Here is a 16,856-nt window from a genome sequence, read left to right on the forward strand (position 1 = left end):
CGGCCACCAGTGGGGCCGTCGATCCTTCGAGACGGCCGCGTTGCGGCCTCCTCAGGATGACGGACTTGGCAGACTCCGCCGCACGAACATGAGGATATCCAGCCGGCGTCGTTCACATTCGCCTATTGCTTCTCGATCCCGGCGTCGGCGATCAGCTTCTCCCACAGCACGAGCTGCTCCTTGAGGAATGCCTCGAACTCCTCGGGCGTGCCGGAGAATGCCTCCATGCCGCGCTCGGCGAGCTGGCTCTTGATATCCGGCCGCTCGACGATCTTGCGGATCTCCGCATTCAGCCTGACCACGACGTCCTTCGGCATGTTGGCTGGACCGAGATAGCCCTGCCATGAGGTGATATCGAAGCCCTTCACGGTGTCGTCCATCGTGGGCAGGTCCGGCAGCAGCGCCGACTTCCGCTTGGTGGTGACGGCGAGCGGCTTCAGCACCTTGGCGTTGACGTGCGGCAGCCCGGTCGGCACGTCGATGAACATCATCGAGATGCGGCCGGCGATGACGTCGGTCAGTGCCGGCGGTGAGCTCTTGTAGGGCACATGCAGAAGGTCGATGCCGGCGAGGCGCGCGAAGGTCGCGCCGGAGACGCTCGCCGACGACGAGCCGCTCGCGTAGCTGTACTTGCCCGGCTCCTTCCTGGCGAGCGCGATCAGCTCGGCGACCGAGTTCGCCGGGATGTCCGGATGGATCACCAGCATGAAGGGCAGATCGCCGGTGCGCGCGATCGGCGTGAAATCCTTGATCGGATCGTAGTTCATGGTCTTGAGCAGATACGGATTGGCCGAGTGCGTCGTGTTGGTGGTGACGAACAGCGTGTAGCCGTCGGGGGCGGAGCGGGCGACATAGTTCGCCGCGATCGACCCGTTGGCGCCGGCCCGGTTGTCGATCACCATGCCGACGCCGAGCGCAACCCCGAGCTCCTTGGAGATCAGCCGCGTCGTGGTGTCGGTGCCGCTGCCGGCGGCAAACGGCAGCACCAGCGTGATGTTGCGGGTGGGATAGGTCTGGGCAAGTGCCGCCCCGGATATCGCCGCGAACGCGGCGGCGGCCGCAGCCGCCAGGCAGCAATATCGTCTCAGTCCCATGATCATGTCGTCGTCCCCCCGCGCGGGCCCTGAACCGGCCGATTGCGGCCGAAGCTAGCCCGGCCGCCATGGCTGCGGAAGCCGTGCCGGGAGCAGCCTTTCGCCGCATGGTCACTCCCGGGCCGTCGCAGGGGCGCGCTGCCAAAAATATCGAAAACAACCCCATGCAAAGGAGCCGGTGACGGCCGCACTCGACCAGCCAACTTGACACGTCGGGCAAATCAGTGTCACATTTCTAATATTCCGAAAATTGACCGTGCAGTGTTACGATCCCGCCGGGAAGACCTGCGCGACGTGAAACGCCTTGGTGGTGATGAGCCACCGGCCGTCGATCCGATGAAACACCAGATGGTCGATGAAGCCGGTTTGGCCGGCCCTGACGCGCACCTTGGCGATGGCCAGATCGGACGCGGTCTGGTCGATGCTGATGATGGCCTCCTCGCGCGGCGATTTCATCGACGCCGGCGAGGGACGGCCGCGGATGAAGTCGCGGAATTCCGCGGCAGACCGCACCGTGTGCTTGCCGTCCCGGATGCCGTGCACGATGCAGGTATCGGAGAAGACGTCGCGGAACCGGCTATCGTCGACGTCGTACATCAGGTTGAAATATCCATCGATCGCGGACGCGATGGCCTGGATGTCGCTCATTGCAAAATCTCCTTGGCGGATGATGTGGCGGTGACCTCACCGGATCGAACCGGTGACCTGCTCCGACAGTGGCCGATATGGTGGCGGAGTGCTACGACGTGGCGGTCATCTCTTGGATGACTGAAAGGCATCGGCATGGACGAAGTTGACGGTCGGCTGGTTGGCGGCCTGGTGGTCCTCGCGGCGCTGGCGGATGCGCGCAGTTTTGGCCGCGCCGCCGAACGGCTCGGCATGACGCAGTCCGGGGTCAGCAAGGCGATCGCGAAGCTCGAGGCGCGCCTCGATGCCAGGCTGGTTCACCGCACGAGCCGCGCCGTCGATCTCACCGAGGAAGGACGCGCGCTGGTCGAGCGGGTTGCCGCGCATCTGGCCGGGATCGGCGAGGCGGCGGCGGAGACCTCGAAATCGCGCGATGCGGTTCGCGGCAGGCTGCGGGTCAATGTCGACCCGCTATTCTCCCGCATGGTGCTGTCGCCGAAGCTGAGCGAGTTCCTGCTGCAGAATCCGGGCATGGAGCTGCGTATCGAGACCCGCGACCGGATCGCGGATCTGGTCAGCGACGGTTTTGATCTGGCGGTGCGTTTCGGCGAGCCGGCACCGTCGGCGCTGATTGCGCGCCGCGTCCTCGATACGCGCGTGCTCACCGTGGCCTCGCCGATCTATCTCGAACGACACGGCCGGCCGCTTGATCCGCGGGAGCTGGCAAGCCGCGACCATCAGTGCATCCAGGCCATCGACGCGGCGACCGGGCGTCCCTTCGATTGGGAGTTTCGGCGTGGCGGCGAGGTCGTGCCGGTCGCAGTCAACGGGCGGCTGACCGTGACCGATTCGGGAACCAAGCTCGGCGCCTGCCTGGCCGGCTTCGGCATCGCGCAGGTGATCGATCTCGGCCTCGACGATCACCTGAGGAGCGGCGCGTTGATCGAGCTGTTTCCGGACTGGCCCGACGAGCGTTTTCCGCTCTACGTCTATTACGCCTCGCGTAACCACGTGCCGGCCAAGGTGAGGCGGTTTATCGACTTCATCACGGAAACGCTGGCGGCAAAGTCGCATTCGCCACGCAAATCCGCCGGCTTGCGCAAGGTAGGCTAGCGATCTCTCGGCGTCAGCCAGGCTTCGCGGAGCCTTTGGCGGATCCTTGCCGCGAGGCGATGATGACGCCGGCGAGCACCAGCGCGTAGCCGATCAAATGGAACGGCGCGAGCGTCTCGCCGAGCAGCAGGATCGCCATCGCCGAGCCGAACACCGGCACCAGATGGAAGAACGGCGCGGCGCGGTTCGGGCCGATCAGCGCGACGCCGCGGTTGAAGAACAGATAGGCGAGCGTGGACGGGAAGATCAGCGTGTAGCCCAGCGTCGCAAAGGTCAGGACGTCGAGCTTCAGCGTCACGCCGCTTAAGAATTCCCAGGCCGCCACCGGCAGCAGCATCAGCGCGCCACAGCAGGTGGTGAACGAGATCAGCGAGAGCTGATGGATTTTCGGCCGCCGCGGGATCAGCGCCGAATAGAGCCCGAACGACACCAGCGAGGCGCCGAACATGATGTCGCCCCGGTTGAAGCTGATGCTGGCGAGCGCGGAGAAGTCGCCGCGCAGGATGATGGTCAGCACACCGGCCAGCGAGATCGCGATGCCGGCCAGCTGCGCCGGCGTCAGCCGCACGCCGAACAGGATCAGCGACCACAGCGCCACGAACAGCGGCCCCGCCGACTGGATCAACAGCGCATTCAACGCCTCGGTGTACTGCATCGCCCAGTACGAGATCGCGTTGTTGAAGGCGAAGCCGACCGCGGACAACAGCAGCATCAGCGGCAGGGCGCTGCGCAGCTTCGGCCAGTCCTGTTTCAGGTGCGGCCAGGCGAACGGCAGCAGGATCAGGAAGACGCCGAACCAGCGGATCGTGGTCAGCGTGACCGGCGGCACATGGCTGCCGACATGCCGGGCCAGCACGATGTTGGCGGCCCAGAACAGCGACGTCAGGCTGAGCAGCAGATAGGGCTGATTATTGAGCCAGCTGAGCGGCGAGCGGCGTGGCGTTGTGGCAGGTGCGGGCAAAGCGGTCATTATTGGGCGGATGTTGTGCCCGAATCCGCCGCCGCGACAAGACGAAAGAGCGGATTGGAGCCATGCGCACCGTGCCATCACCGCAGAACACGACGTCGAATGCAGAACTATCCCCGTCACCCTGAGGAGCGCGAAGCGCGTCTCGAAGGGTCGACGGCCCGGCTGGTGGCCGTCGACCCTTCGAGACGGCCGCGGTGCGGCCTCCTCAGGGTGACGGGGATAGGTATTGCGCGTGTCTCGGATCCCCGCCTATTTCTGCGGCCCCGACAGCGAGATGTCGCGCTCGGCGCGAAACACGTTGCTGTAGAGATTGGCGATCCATTGCCGTCCGCTCGAGGTGATGTTGAGGTGGCGGATCGCCTTCTGCACATGCGGTGCGACGCTGTCCCAGTAGAACCGCGGATAGAGGTCGACGAGATCGGCCGGCGAATTGTAGCCGAGCTGGCGGTTCAGTCCGGCCTCCTCGAATTCGAGGTAGAGCGCGTTGGCCTTGCGGATGTAGTGGGGATCGCCGAGCTGCCCGATCAAATCGGCGGCCCGCAGCAAGGTGGCCTCCTCGCCGAAATCCTCATCGTCGTCTGGGGCGCTGAGCGGAAAGCGCGTGCCCTCGATGGCGCGCGCGATCCGCTCCTTGTCGAGCAGGGTGACGCCCTTGAGCCGCTCCATCACGAAGATCTTGGAACGGTCGACGTGATAGGACATCAGCGCGGCATCCGACGAGCCGCGCGGCAGGATGATCTTGCGGCCATCGGCACCGACCAGATAGCCGCTCTGGTCGTCGGCCTCGAACAGCCCGCGCACATAGCCGATGTCATGGGTGAGGCAGGCGATGATGACATGGGCATAATCTTCGGCGCTCATGTGCGAGTGCAGCGCGCGGCCGCGCAGGATGTCGTGGCCGGCCAGCGTCACCAGCATGGTGTGCTCGACATTGTGATAGAGCGCGTCGCTGTTGCCGATGCATTCGAGCGCGATCCGCGCGATCGAGGGCACCATTTCGACCAGCTGGGTCTGCGAAGAGCCGAACCGGCGCTGCATGTACTCGCCGAGGAATTTGCCGAGCGCGTCGGCCGCTAGTTCTGGAAGGGTCATCACGGCCTTGACCTCCGAGACCTGGCCTGAGCTTACGGCCCGGCGGTATTTCAGGCTAGTCCCGCGATGTGACATAATCGTTGCGGCCAGACCGATGTGCCTTGGGCGGGAGCGGGTGATGGGTGTCGATCTCTTGAACGTCAAAGGCTTGAACGAGCTGGACCGCGAGGCGCCGGTCGTGATGGTCAATCTGATGCGGTTTCGCGCGCGGTCGCTCGATGGCGACGGCTCGGGCTGGGATGCCTATTTGCGCTACAGCGCGCTCACCGTACCGATGATCAAGGCGCGCGGCGGCACGCTGCTGTGGACCGGCAGTGCCGAGACGGTCGCGCTGGGCGAGCCGGCCGGCCAGCGCTGGGATTACCTCGCGCTGGTCTATTACCCGAGCGTCGCCGCCTTCATCGACATGATGACCTCGGCCGACTACGAAGACCGCTGCGACCCGCACCGCCGCAACGGCTGCGAGGAGCACGTCATCATCGCGACGCGCGAGGCCTACAGCAAGTTCAAGGTGGGGTGAGGGGATTTGGCGCGAACTCTTCCCGATTGAGGCCTCGCCGTCAACTCGACCTCCGTGACCCTGAGAGTATGTGAAGCCTTCTCCTCATCCACCGTTGTCGTCGCCCGGCTCGACCGGGCGACCCAGTACGCTGCGGCCTATCGGCTCAAGCACGACCGTCTCTGGAATACTGGATCACCCGCATGCGCGGGTGATGACACTGAGCAAGCTGAGTAAATCGATCCCGTCACCCCCGCGCAACGGCTTTGCCGTTGTCGCTGGAGGAGGGCGCGCAGCGGCCGTCTCGAAGGGGCGACGGCCCGACTGGGGCCGATTCATCCTTCGAGACGCCGCTTCGCGGCTCCTCAGGATGACGGGTTTGATAAGTCAGCAAGCGCCGCGTGGCAGGCCCTCTGCACGACACGGCAGACCTCATCCCCCGACCGCCCCGCGCTCAGCGAGGCGTAGGTCGGATAGCTCGTCAGCGCGAAGATCAGGTCGACGGCGTCGCTGCGGGCTTGCGGCGATGCATGCTTGCCCGCGATGCGGTCGACCAGTGCGGTGACGCCGCGGCGGCGGCGCTCGTTGCGTTCGCGCACGGCCTCGGCGAATTCGGGATCGGTCGCCATCGCGTCGTGCAGCCGGCCGACCGCGGAATCCCGGCTCCAGAATCCGCAGAAGATCTCGACCATCCGGTCGAGCGCGGCGCGCGGATCGGCCATCGTCATGGCGTCGGCGAGCTGATGCAGCCCGCCATGGCGCGCGATCTCGTCGAACACGGCCTCGAGCAGCCCGCGCCGCGAGCCGAACTGGTTGTAGACGGTCAGCCGGGTCACGCCGGCCGCCTTGGCCACGGTATCCAGCGAGAAGCGCGCGATGCTGTCCTCGCGCAATGTGCGCGAGGCAGCCTCGATCACGCGCTCGCGGGTCTCGGCGGCGGCGGCGCTGCGCGCCGGGCTCACATAGCTGCGCGGCGGCATCGGTTTGCCTTGCTTTCGTCAAATTGACTATACATTATGTATATCTAATTTCCAATGCCCGTTTGGAGCGACAACATGCAGACCGCCCTCATCATAGCGCTGTCCCTTCACGTCCTGTCATCGGTGTTTTGGGCCGGCTCGAGCTTCACACTGGCGCGCACCGGCGGCCTCGGCGGCGAAAAGTTGTTGTTTCCGCAAATCGGCGCCGCGACGGTCGCGATCGTGACCGGCGCCACGCTCTGGCGCCTGGTTCATGAAGGCTCGTTCGGGCTGTCGGAGCAGATTTTGGCCGGTGGCGCGATCGCAGCACTGGCCGCGATCGCCGTGCAGATCATCGTCGGCGGCGGCGCGGTCCGGCAGCTGCGCAGCAGCGCGGACGATACCTCAGCCGCACGCTCGCGCCTGGCGGTTGCCCAGCGCATCGCCGCCGGGCTGCTCGCCATCACCGCGCTGTGCATGGGCGCGGCGCGCTACGCGTAATGGTTTCTTACCTCTCCCGCTTGCGGGCAGGGCTATCGCATATGGAATGAACCGATTCTTCCGCGCCGTCATGGCCGGGCTTGTCCCGGCCATCCACGTCTTTTCTTCGCGTGGAAACGAAGACGTGGATGCCCGGGACAAGCCCGGGCATGACGAGTTTGTGGGAACTCCGATTACCTCAAACGGCCATATGCGATTGCCCTGCCCGCAAGCGGGAGAGGGGACGTAGTCCCGTTGCGGATGCAATCGTCTCAGAACTTCCGCACCAGGTCCGGGGTGATCTCCTTCAGGCTGCGGATGCCGAGCAGCGCGAGATCGCGGTCGATCTCGGCATGCAGGAGCGAGATCGCGCGCGCCACGCCGGCCTCGCCGGCGACCACGGCGGCATAGAGGAACGGCCGCCCGACCCAGACGAAATCCGCACCGAGCGCCAACGCCTTGATCACGTCGGTGCCGCGGCGGATGCCGCCATCGACCATCACGGTCATGTTGCCCTTTTGCGCCGCGATCTCCGGCAGCGTGCGCAAGCCGGAGACGGTGTAGTCGAGCTGGCGGCCGCCATGGTTGGAGACCATGACGCCGTCGCAGCCATGCTCGCGCGCCATCCGGGCGTCTTCCGGCGAGATCAGTCCCTTCACCACGAGCTTGCCGCGCCAGCGCTTGCGGATCAGCTCGACATGCTTCCAGGCCAGCTGGTCGCGGCTGCCGATGTTGCGCATCAAATTCTTGGACAGCACCGGCGGGCCCTGCTTGGCATCCATGTTCTCGAAATGCGGCATGCCGTGATTGAACACGGTGCGCGCCCAGGTGTTCAGCAGCCAGTCGGGATGGGTGATGGTGTCCCAGAACACCCGCGGCGTGATCTCAAGCGGCACCTGAAAGCCGTTGCGGATGTTGTTCTCGCGGTTGGGCGGCACCGGCACGTCGGCGGTGACGACGAAGGTGTCGTAGCCGGCGGCGGCGACACGATCGACCAGCGGCTCGATCCGCTCGGGAAGGCCGGCGAGATAGGCCTGGTACCAGGCCGAAGGATTGGCGGCGCGAACGTCCTCCAGCGTGATCAGCGAGGAGGCCGAGAGGATCATCGGGATGTTGGCGGCGGCCGCGGCGCGCGTCAGCACGATATCGCCGCGATAGGCGCACAGCGCAGAGGAGCCCATCGGCGGAATGCCGAACGGCGAGGCGTAGCTCTTGCCGAACAGCGTCGTGGACTGGTCGCGGCCGGAGACGTCCTGCAGCACCCGCGGCACGAAGCCGTATTCCTCGAACGCCCGGCGATTGTCTGACCGGGCCATATCGGTCTCGGCGCCGCCGGAAATGTAGCCGTAGAGGAATTTCGGCAGCAGCCGCCGCGCCTGCGGTTCGAAATCGTCGAGCGTGAGATAGCGCCGCAGATGCCGCGGCACGGCGGGTGCTGCGCGGTTGACGGTTACGGGAGGCGGAGAGGGCGCTGCGGTCCGGTCGTGCACGTTGAGCGTTTCCGTTGTTCTTGGTTCTTGGTCGGAAAGTCAGACTAGCGCCTGCCGGCGGGCCCGACAAATTTCTCGTTGAACTTGTTGACGGACTGGTTGACGTCGCTGAGCGTCTTGCGGGTCTCGGCGATCATGGCGCCGGATTTCTTGTCGAAGCTCTGGATCAGCTCGCGCAGTGAGATCACGGTCGGCAGCAGCTCGCCGCCATATTTGTCGCTGCCGAAGCTCTTGAGGAACTTGTCGGCCGCGGTCATCTTGGCGTCGACCGCGCTGATCCCGTCGTCGGCGGCGTCGATGAAGCCGGCGATCAGCTCGCCATTGCCGGACAGCGAGTTGGTGAAGTTCTCGAGCCCGAGCAGCGAGTCCTTGATGTCGGCCTCGTTCTCGCTGATGACGCGGTCGACATTGCGCAGCGCGACCCGCAGCTTCTCCTGGATTCCCATCGTGCCTTCGGCGTCGGCCGTCAGCTCGGGAATGCCGTCGGCGCCGAGCGTCGGCGCCGGCGCATCGTCGGTGCCGCCGGTGAAGGAGATCGAGGCGATTCCGGTGAGGCCCTGGAATTCGAGGCCGGCCTGGGTGTCCTTCTTGATCGGGGCGTTGCCTTCGATCCGCGTCATCGCCACCACGCGGTGCCGGTCGAGCCTGATCGAGACCACCTCGCCGATCCGCACGCCGGCGAAGTTGACGCTGCCGCCGCGGCGCAGGCCGGAGGCCGAGCCCTCGAATATGACGCGGAACGGCACCATCCGCTTGATGCCGGCATAGCGCTGATAGCCCAGCCAGCCGCCGAGCGAGCCGGCGATCAGGGCCAGCGTCAGGGTGCCGATCAAGAGATTGCTGGCGCGCGCCATGCGTAAAACCCGTCTGCGGAGCAGACCCTAGGAGATAGCGGATTTGCCGCCGATAGTCACCGCACCTCTAGCGGGCGGGATCACGCCGACTGCTTCCGCGACGCTGCGAAGACGCCGGCCAGCACCAGCGCGAAGCCGATGAAGTGGAAGGCCTGCGGATGCTCGCCGATGAACACGATCGACATGATGGTGCCGAACACCGGAACCATGTGGAAGAACGGTGCGGCGCGGTTGGCGCCGATCAGCTGCACACCGCGGTTGAAGCACAGATAGGCCAGTGTCGAGGGGAACACGGCGACATAGAACAGCGACAGCAGATTGTTGATCGTGAGCTGCATCACCGGACGCGCGCCGAGTTCCCAGATGTAGAGCGGGATCAGGACAAGCGCGCCGCAGCCGAAGGTGAAGGCGGCGACCGACAGGCCGTGGATTTTGGGCCGCTTCAGGGTCAGCACCGAATACAGCGCGAAGATCACCAGTGCGACGATGAAGATCAGATCGCCCTTGTTGAATTCGATCTTCGACAGCGTCGTGAGATCGCCGTGCAGCAGGATCACCAGCACGCCGGCGAGCGACAGCAGCACGCCGAACAATTGCGCCAGCGTCAGCCGCGCGCCGAGCAGGATCAGCGACCACAGCGCGACCACCAGCGGCGCCGCGGATTGCAGCAGCAGCGTGTTGAGCGCCTGGGTGTGCTCGAGCGCCCAGTATTGCAGCGTGTTGAAGGCGCTGATGCCGGTGATCGACATCAGCACCATGATGCCGAGATTGTTGCGGATCACGGGCCAGTCGCGGACGAGGTGCTTCCAGGCAAACGGCAGTATGATCAGGAATGCCGCCGACCAGCGCAGGAACGACAGCGTCACCGGCGGAATGTGGCCGGCGGCGAGGCGGCCGACGATCGCATTACCGGCCCAGCACGTCGCGGTGATGCAGAGCAGCAGATAGGGCTGGTTGGCGATCCAGGAGCCGGCCGCAGGCGTTGATGTGGTGGAATCGGAGGCAGACATAAAGAGGGCCCGGGTTCATGGCGCCGCGGCCTGCCCGGCTGGCACCGCCGGGCCGGTATGGATCTCCCCGGCTCGGATCACAGACACGGATTCCGCCATTCCATCAATGGGGATAGACGCATCGCGACCATGCGCGAGGACCCCTTCACCGAGGCAACATGGCGGCGCCTGGCAGGGGCAGCCCCGCGCCGGTCGCGCAGGGAATCGAACGCCTGGTCCTAGCCGGTCTCCGGCGGCGTGGTCTGGCGCTTGACGATCTGCTCGGCGAGCTCGATCAGGATCCGCTTGGTGTCGGGGTCCTGCACGTCGCGAAACACCCGCAGCATGCGCAGTTCGAGCAGGGACTGCAGCGATTCCGCCGTCTGCCCGGCTTGCGTCGGCGCTGCCGTCACCGGCCGGCGATTGAGGATGTCGGCGGCGATTCCGAGCATCTCGGCGACGGTCGCCAGGCGACCGGTGTCGATTTTCACCGTGCCGTCGACGCCGTTCTTTTGCAGGGAGGCGCCGGCGCACAGGATCGCGGCGAGATCCGCCTGCGACAGCCCGATTGCGCGCCAGCGCGCCTGCACCAATTGGTCGATCTGGTCGTCCTGTGATGTGCTCATGATGCGTTCAGACCATCTCCAGCTCGGTCCGTGGACAGCATTTCCGCTACGAAAGTTGGTAGCAAATGAACCAGCGGTTCGTCGCGATGGGACTTCTACGGATCATGCGGCTGGACAACGGGTCCTGCCGTACCGGGCAACGCGCAGGATGATCCGCGTCTCTACGCCAGCCGGGCAGTCGCGCCGGACGGGCACCGGAGTGCGCACCCTGGTCTGGGATGCGCGCGTCAGCGTCATCCGGCCCTGGCCTTATTATCAAGACCGTGCGCGAATGCAATCAGGGGGCGACCGGGGAGATGAACCCAACCCGTGTGTGACCGCGCCACAGATCGCGGTGTTTGGTCCTGGCAGGGCGATGCGGTCGGCATGGCGGCAGCTCCGCCATGGCTGCGCGACGCCGCTCACAAATCGATGATCCCGAGCGCGATGCTCTTGGCCACCCCGTGGGTTTTGTTGGATGCCTCGAGCTTGCGCAGCGCCTGCTTGATGAAGCCTTCCACCGTCTCCGGCGAAATGCCGAGGATCTGCGCGGTGTCGGCCACGGTCTTGCCGCGCGCTGCCCAGGCGATCACTTCCTTTTCCCGCCCGGTGAGCTTGATGGTCTCGGCGGCGTCCGCGGGCTTGAGGATGGTCGGCGCGTTGCGCTGGTCGCGGTTGACGATATCCATCGCCCGCTGCACCCAGTAGATCATCAACAGATGCAGTTCATGGCGATGGCAGACGAACAGCTTGTCGAAGTCGCGCCGCTCGTCTTCCCAGAAGAACACCGTCGAGCTCGAATGCACGGCGCCGAGCCGGTCGCGATAGTGGAACGGCACGACAAAGCCATCCTTGAATCCGAACTCCCGGGCGGCGTCCATCGTCTTGACCTCGGGCGGTCGCCTGCGTCCGCTTCGCTCCGGCAGCTTCAGGCTGCTCCAGCTGAACGGCGTGTTGGTGCGTCGTGACCGCGCCAGCGCCGGATCGGCATGAACGAACTCGTTCTGCACATACGCCCGCTTCCAGGCGTCGGGAAATGTGCCGATATGATAGGGCAGATCGAGGTCGGGCCGGCCGGCATCGACAAAGGCAAAGCCCGAGAAGCCGTAATTCTGGACAACGCGATGCAATGACGAGCTGAGCTCGTCGATGGTATCCGACGCCTCGATGGTCGAAATCGCGTCTACCAGGCCCATTACTAAAACCCCCGGTTTCCGGGGGTACCACAGTTAACCCCTTTCGTTCCAGATGTTCCGCATTTGGAGGAAGGGATAATGCCGCATTTATTGGACGGCTATCATGCACTCATCACCAGGGAAGAGCTTGATCCGGCGCATGTCGGGGCGATGTTGCGGCTGCGCAAACGCCTGTTCGTCGATCATTGCGGCTGGCTTCTGACCACGGTCGGGGATGCCGAACGCGATCAGTTCGACTGCTGGTATACCGAGCACTGCCTGTTGTTCTCCGGCGTCGAGCTCGTCGGCGGCTTCCGGGCGATCCGCACCGATTATCCCTACCTCACCGCGTCGGTCTTCCCGCAGCTTGCGGTGCGCCGCTTTCCGAGCCGTCGCGATGCCTGGGAGATCAGCCGCTTCGGCGTGCTGCCTGGTGTCGCGAGGTCGCAGACCGCACGCGTGACCTATGCGCTGATGTTCCGCTTCGCCGAGCTGCGCGGAGCGAAGGCGCTGGTGGCGCTGGCCGACCTTTCCTATGAGCGTTTTCTCACCCGCATGGACATCCGCACCCGCCGCTACGGCCCGCCGCAGGTGATCGGCAATGATCGCATGGGCCGCCCGCTGACGGCGCTCGCCGGAGAAATCCCGCTCGGTCTCGCCGCCAATCCCGGCCTGACCAAATTCCTCGACCTTGGACGGCAATTGGAGATCCACGATGCCTCACATGTTCTCGGACGTTCGAGCATTCCAGCGTGATCCGCTGCGTCTGCTGTTGACGCGCGGCAACGAGTCCGCGCCGGGGCTGGTGCCGCTGCGGCTCGGTCCCGCGCCCGTCTTCCTGGTGAACGATCCCGATCTGCTGCGCCCGATCCTGAAGGCGCCGGAGACCGACATCGGCAAGGGCAAGCTGATCAAGAAGCTTTCGCCGGTGCTCGGCCGCAGCTCGCTGATGCTGAGCGGCGAGGAGCACAAGCGGCGGCGGGCGGCGCTGCAGAAGCACATGGCCAAGGGCAGCGTCGAGAAATTCCTGCCGCATATGTGCGCCGAGATCCGCGCAGTCGGCGCCAGCCTGGCGCGGCTCGGATCGTTCGATCCGCACCATGTCACCGCGATGCTGGCGCTGCGCACGATCTGCGTCGCGATCTTCGGCTCCCAGGTGATGTCGTCCGGCGACGAGGAAGCCCTGGTTCAGGCCGTGGGCGCGATCGAGGACGATCTGGCGGAAGAGATGTTCCGCGCGTTGCCGTTCGGTCCGGTGGCCTGGTATCGGCGGCGCAAGAACCGGGTCTGCGCCAAGCTTGCGATGTCGACGGTGGTGCAACGCCTGCGCCGCAAGGCGGGTTCGAGCAGCGCGCTGCGCGATCTCGAGGCGCTCGGCCTGACCGATCGCGATCTCGAGGACGAGATCCTGACATTGCTGCTGGCAGGCCATCACACCACAGGTTCGACTGCCGCGTGGATGTTCTACCAGATGGCTGCCGACCCCGCCCTGATGGACGAGATTGCCGACGAGGCGGCGGAGTGCCTCGGCGACGACGGCGAGTTGCGGCTCGACGCGGTGAAGCGCGCCAATCTGAGCGCGACGCTGGTCAAGGAGGTCTGCCGGCTCTATCCCAGCGCCTGGTGGTTCTCGCGCGAGGTGATGCAGCCGGTGACGATCGGCGGGCGCGATCTCAAGGTCGGCACCTCGCTGTTGATCTGTCCCTGGCAGCTGCAGCGCGACCCCAGGCATTTCGAGGATCCGGACCGCTTCCTGATGACGCGGCGCTACAACACCGACGCCTACATCCCGTTCGGCGCCGGCCCGCGCGCCTGCGCCGGGATGGGGGTTGCGATGCTCGAGCTGCAACTGCTCGCGCTCGAGATCGCCGCGGCCTATCGCTTCACCGGCGTCAGCCCGAATCCGGCGCCGTGGCCGAAAGCCTCGGTGACGCTGATTCCCCCGCCGATGACCATCGACATCGAAATCCGCGAGACGCGCTCGCGCATCCCGCATCTCGGCGACGAAGCCGAGCATCTGCCGTACATCCCAGGCGTGGGTGCGGCGTCCATCAGCACACTACAATCGGTATCCCAATGACAACTCAGCTAACAACGGCCAGCGCCGGGCAAAGGGCCATGGATCAAGTGCAAGTGCGCAGTTTGCGCGACGTCATCGCTGTCCTGATCGAGCAGCGCAGCATCGTGAGGGCGGCCGGCGCAAGCTTCGCCGCGCATCTGCTCGACCTCGCGATCATGCAGCTGCGGCTCAACGTCAACGATATTACGGCGGAGGAATTATCCGGTCTGTCCGACTTCGTCGGCGCGGAGTTCATGAGGGACAAATCCTCGCATTGATCGCGGCGACCGGTCTTCGGATCGGTCTCGCGTAGGATCAGTCTTGCGTAGGATCAGTCTTGCGCAGGTTCAGTCCTGCGTCGCCACCAGCGGCTTCATCATGGCGCCGGCGGCAAGCGCGGCGTCGTTCGGATCGATCTCGATCTGCAGGCCGCGCTGGCCGCCATTGACGAAGACCGTGACGTGGGTGAGGGCGGTCTCGTCGATCGCGGTCGGGACCTTCTTCTTCTGGCCGAACGGGCTGATGCCGCCGACATGATAGCCGGTCAGCCGCTCGGCATCGGCCGGGCGCATCATCCTGGCCGACTTGCCGCCGAGGGCGGCGGCAAGCTTCTTCATGCTGACCTCGCAGTCGGACGGCACCACGGCGCAGACCGGCTTGCCGTCGACCTCCGCCATCAGCGTCTTGAGCATGCGATTCGGGTCGACGCCGAGCGCCTCGGCCGCTTGCAGCCCGATGCTCTCGGCGCTGGAATCGTAGACATAGGTGTGAAGCTTGAAGGCAATGCCGAGCTTGCGCAGCGCCATCGTCGCTTGTGTGGAATTGGGCATGGACCCTGCCGGTTAATCTAGGTGAATGATCGCCGTAATAAGAGCTGCGATCAATCCGCAGCACGTCTGGCGTCACGTTGCCGTAACATTAAATTCCCGCCAGCCCGGCGCGGCCGGGCGCAGCATGGAATTTAATGGGGATATCAAAGGGTTGTAGGTCGTCTAAAAGGCGTAAACGGGCCCCTTCTTGCTTGCGCAGCCGATCCGCTTCCTTTATCCGGTAGGCGCCTTGCGTGCGCGCGGCCGGGCGCCGCGATTTAGGCTGGGCATATCAATGCAGATCGCTGTGGGCGGACGCGTTTTCGCCGCGATCATGGTCTGAAAACACCTGAAGGGAACATCTTCGCAATGGCCAATGTTGTCGTCGTCGGCGCCCAATGGGGTGACGAAGGGAAGGGCAAGATCGTCGACTGGCTGTCGGAACAGGCCGACATCGTCGTGCGCTTCCAGGGCGGCCACAATGCCGGCCATACGCTCGTGATCAATGGCGAGACCTACAAGCTGGCGCTGCTGCCCTCCGGCGTGCTGCGCCCGAACAAGCTCGCGGTGATCGGCAATGGCGTGGTGTTCGATCCGCAGGCCTTCCTCGACGAAGTCGCCAAGCTGAAGGGGCAGGGCGTTGCGGTCGGACCGGACAATCTGCGGATCGCCGAGAACGTCACGCTGATCCTGCCGCTGCATCGCGAGCTCGACGCCTTGCGCGAATCCGGTAACGCCATCACCTCGATCGGCACCACCCGCCGCGGCATCGGCCCGGCCTATGAGGACAAGGTCGGCCGCCGCGCCATCCGCCTGATGGACCTCGCCGACCTCGACACCCTGCCGCACAAGATCGAACGCCTGCTGGCGCATCACAATGCGCTGCGCCGCGGCCTCAACCTCGCGGAGATCGACGGCAAGAGCATCCTGAGCGAGCTGTCGGCGATGGCGCCGAAGCTGTTGCCCTATGCCGAGACGGTGTGGCGGCTCCTGGACCTCAAGCGCCGCGAGGGCAAGCGCATCCTGTTCGAGGGCGCGCAGGGCGCGCTGCTCGACGTCGACCACGGCACCTATCCCTATGTGACGTCGTCCAACACGGTGGCGGCGCAGGCCGCGACCGGCACCGGCCTCGGCCCGGGCGCGGTCGGCTATGTGCTGGGCATCTGCAAGGCCTACACCACCCGCGTCGGCCAGGGACCGTTCCCGACCGAGCTGAACGACGAGATCGGCGAGGAAATCGGCCGTCGCGGCAAGGAATTCGGCGTCAATACCGGGCGCAAGCGCCGGGTCGGCTGGTTCGATGCCATGCTGGTGCGACAGACTGTCCGCACCTGCGGAATTGCCGGGCTGGCGCTGACCAAGCTCGATATTCTCGACGGGTTCGACAGCATCAAGGTCTGCATCGGCTACAAGCTCGACGGCAAGGAAATCGACCATCTGCCGGCGGGCGAGGGCGCACAGGCCCGGGTCGAGCCGATCTATGAGATCATCGAAGGCTGGAAGCAGCCGACGGCCAATGCGCGGTCCTGGGCGGACCTGCCGGCCCAGGCCATCAAGTACGTTCGCCGGGTCGAGGAACTGGTGGGGTGTCCGATCGCCCTGCTGTCCACCAGCCCGGAGCGTGAAGATACTATTCTGGTACAGAATCCGTTCGAGGCTTAACGGGATATTACCTATATCCCTCCAATTGTGTGGAAATGGCTGACTACTACCCGCTGATCGCCCGCGCCATCGCCGGATTGGACCCCAACGCCCCCGGCGAAGCCCGCCGTGCGCTGTATGCGCGGGCGCGAACGGCGTTGATCCAGCAACTTCGCGGCGTGCAGCCGCCGCTCTCCGAATCCGAGATCACCCGCGAACGGCTGTCGCTGGAGGAGGCGGTTCGCAAGGTCGAGGCCGAGGCTGCGCAGCGCGCCCGCGAGGCGTCGCGTCCCGGTGGCGCGGCCGCTGCCCGCGGCAGCCGCGCCAATGCCCGGCCGCCCGAGGCCAGTCCCGCCGACACTGCCGCGCGCCCGCGGCCCCCGGCCGACCCCCGTCCTGT

General features: G+C 65.5%; 18 protein-coding genes and 1 pseudogene. 8 read left to right on the forward strand and 11 right to left on the reverse strand.

Annotation, left to right across the window (positions count from 1 at the left end):
• Positions 1-122 precede the first annotated feature (122 nt).
• Complete coding sequence (locus AC1VNY_RS36155) at positions 123-1,100, reverse strand: Bug family tripartite tricarboxylate transporter substrate binding protein (protein ID WP_482408743.1); 978 nt, start codon at positions 1,098-1,100, stop codon at positions 123-125.
• Positions 1,101-1,358: 258 nt separating this feature from the next.
• Positions 1,359-1,742, reverse strand: coding sequence for a nuclear transport factor 2 family protein (locus AC1VNY_RS36160; RefSeq protein WP_482408744.1), 384 nt, complete (start codon positions 1,740-1,742; stop codon positions 1,359-1,361).
• Between the two features lie 135 nt (positions 1,743-1,877).
• On the opposite strand from AC1VNY_RS36160, the gene AC1VNY_RS36165 reads away from it, so the two are divergent.
• Positions 1,878-2,834 (forward strand): LysR family transcriptional regulator, encoded by a 957-nt coding sequence (locus AC1VNY_RS36165; protein WP_482408745.1) that lies wholly within the window; start codon positions 1,878-1,880, stop codon positions 2,832-2,834.
• A 13-nt stretch (positions 2,835-2,847) separates the two neighbouring features.
• Here the strand turns inward: AC1VNY_RS36165 and AC1VNY_RS36170 are convergent, their stop codons facing one another.
• Both AC1VNY_RS36170 and AC1VNY_RS36175 read right to left on the reverse strand, forming a co-directional pair.
• Positions 2,848-3,804, reverse strand: coding sequence for a DMT family transporter (locus AC1VNY_RS36170; protein WP_035631505.1), 957 nt, complete (start codon positions 3,802-3,804; stop codon positions 2,848-2,850).
• Positions 3,805-4,053: 249 nt separating this feature from the next.
• Complete coding sequence (locus AC1VNY_RS36175; protein ID WP_028343505.1) at positions 4,054-4,899, reverse strand: hypothetical protein; 846 nt, start codon at positions 4,897-4,899, stop codon at positions 4,054-4,056.
• Positions 4,900-5,014: 115 nt separating this feature from the next.
• On the opposite strand from AC1VNY_RS36175, the gene AC1VNY_RS36180 reads away from it, so the two are divergent.
• Positions 5,015-5,416, forward strand: coding sequence for a DUF1330 domain-containing protein (locus AC1VNY_RS36180; protein ID WP_028333485.1), 402 nt, complete (start codon positions 5,015-5,017; stop codon positions 5,414-5,416).
• 344 nt (positions 5,417-5,760) lie between these two features.
• Here the strand turns inward: AC1VNY_RS36180 and AC1VNY_RS36185 are convergent, their stop codons facing one another.
• Entirely contained in the window at positions 5,761-6,375 is a 615-nt protein-coding gene (locus tag AC1VNY_RS36185) for a TetR/AcrR family transcriptional regulator (RefSeq protein ID WP_482408746.1), read from the reverse strand.
• Between the two features lie 75 nt (positions 6,376-6,450).
• On the opposite strand from AC1VNY_RS36185, the gene AC1VNY_RS36190 reads away from it, so the two are divergent.
• Positions 6,451-6,855, forward strand: a complete 405-nt coding sequence (locus AC1VNY_RS36190; protein ID WP_482408747.1) for a hypothetical protein — start codon at positions 6,451-6,453, stop codon at positions 6,853-6,855.
• 251 nt (positions 6,856-7,106) lie between these two features.
• On the opposite strand, the gene AC1VNY_RS36195 is transcribed toward AC1VNY_RS36190, so the two are convergent.
• The 5 genes from AC1VNY_RS36195 to AC1VNY_RS36215 form a co-directional block, all read right to left on the reverse strand.
• Positions 7,107-8,261: an alpha-hydroxy acid oxidase gene (locus tag AC1VNY_RS36195; RefSeq protein WP_482408752.1), complete on the reverse strand. Its 1,155-nt coding sequence runs from the start codon at positions 8,259-8,261 to the stop codon at positions 7,107-7,109.
• A gap of 107 nt (positions 8,262-8,368) precedes the next feature.
• Complete coding sequence (locus AC1VNY_RS36200) at positions 8,369-9,178, reverse strand: MlaD family protein (RefSeq protein WP_482408748.1); 810 nt, start codon at positions 9,176-9,178, stop codon at positions 8,369-8,371.
• Positions 9,179-9,258: 80 nt separating this feature from the next.
• A complete protein-coding gene (locus tag AC1VNY_RS36205; protein WP_028343500.1) occupies positions 9,259-10,188 on the reverse strand; it encodes a DMT family transporter in 930 nt (309 codons plus the stop codon).
• 218 nt (positions 10,189-10,406) lie between these two features.
• The gene (locus AC1VNY_RS36210) at positions 10,407-10,793 is read right to left on the reverse strand and encodes a hypothetical protein (RefSeq protein WP_283068129.1); all 387 of its coding nucleotides are present in this window, start codon (positions 10,791-10,793) and stop codon (positions 10,407-10,409) included.
• 401 nt (positions 10,794-11,194) lie between these two features.
• Positions 11,195-11,968, reverse strand: coding sequence for a helix-turn-helix transcriptional regulator (locus AC1VNY_RS36215; protein WP_304497132.1), 774 nt, complete (start codon positions 11,966-11,968; stop codon positions 11,195-11,197).
• A 78-nt stretch (positions 11,969-12,046) separates the two neighbouring features.
• On the opposite strand from AC1VNY_RS36215, the gene AC1VNY_RS36220 reads away from it, so the two are divergent.
• The 3 genes from AC1VNY_RS36220 to AC1VNY_RS36230 are packed head-to-tail and all read left to right on the forward strand — an operon-like array spanning position 12,047 to position 14,284.
• Entirely contained in the window at positions 12,047-12,703 is a 657-nt protein-coding gene (locus AC1VNY_RS36220; RefSeq protein WP_080583207.1) for an acyl-homoserine-lactone synthase, read from the forward strand.
• Complete coding sequence (locus AC1VNY_RS36225; RefSeq protein ID WP_482408749.1) at positions 12,663-14,027, forward strand: cytochrome P450; 1,365 nt, start codon at positions 12,663-12,665, stop codon at positions 14,025-14,027. The genes AC1VNY_RS36220 and AC1VNY_RS36225 overlap by 41 nt, the downstream gene beginning before the upstream one ends.
• Before the next feature lie 38 nt (positions 14,028-14,065).
• Positions 14,066-14,284, forward strand: a complete 219-nt coding sequence (locus AC1VNY_RS36230; protein ID WP_016842680.1) for a hypothetical protein — start codon at positions 14,066-14,068, stop codon at positions 14,282-14,284.
• Between the two features lie 69 nt (positions 14,285-14,353).
• Here AC1VNY_RS36230 and ybaK read toward each other — a convergent pair whose 3' ends face one another.
• Positions 14,354-14,836 (reverse strand): Cys-tRNA(Pro) deacylase, encoded by a 483-nt coding sequence (ybaK, locus tag AC1VNY_RS36235; protein WP_028343495.1) that lies wholly within the window; start codon positions 14,834-14,836, stop codon positions 14,354-14,356.
• Positions 14,837-15,184: 348 nt separating this feature from the next.
• Between ybaK and AC1VNY_RS36240 the strand changes: the two genes are divergently transcribed.
• Both AC1VNY_RS36240 and AC1VNY_RS36245 read left to right on the forward strand, forming a co-directional pair.
• The gene (locus AC1VNY_RS36240; protein ID WP_253590922.1) at positions 15,185-16,477 is read left to right on the forward strand and encodes an adenylosuccinate synthase; all 1,293 of its coding nucleotides are present in this window, start codon (positions 15,185-15,187) and stop codon (positions 16,475-16,477) included.
• 35 nt (positions 16,478-16,512) lie between these two features.
• Positions 16,513-16,856: pseudogene (locus tag AC1VNY_RS36245) on the forward strand (hypothetical protein); the annotation flags it as partial.

The sequence above is a fragment of the Bradyrhizobium ferriligni genome (assembly GCF_056837965.1).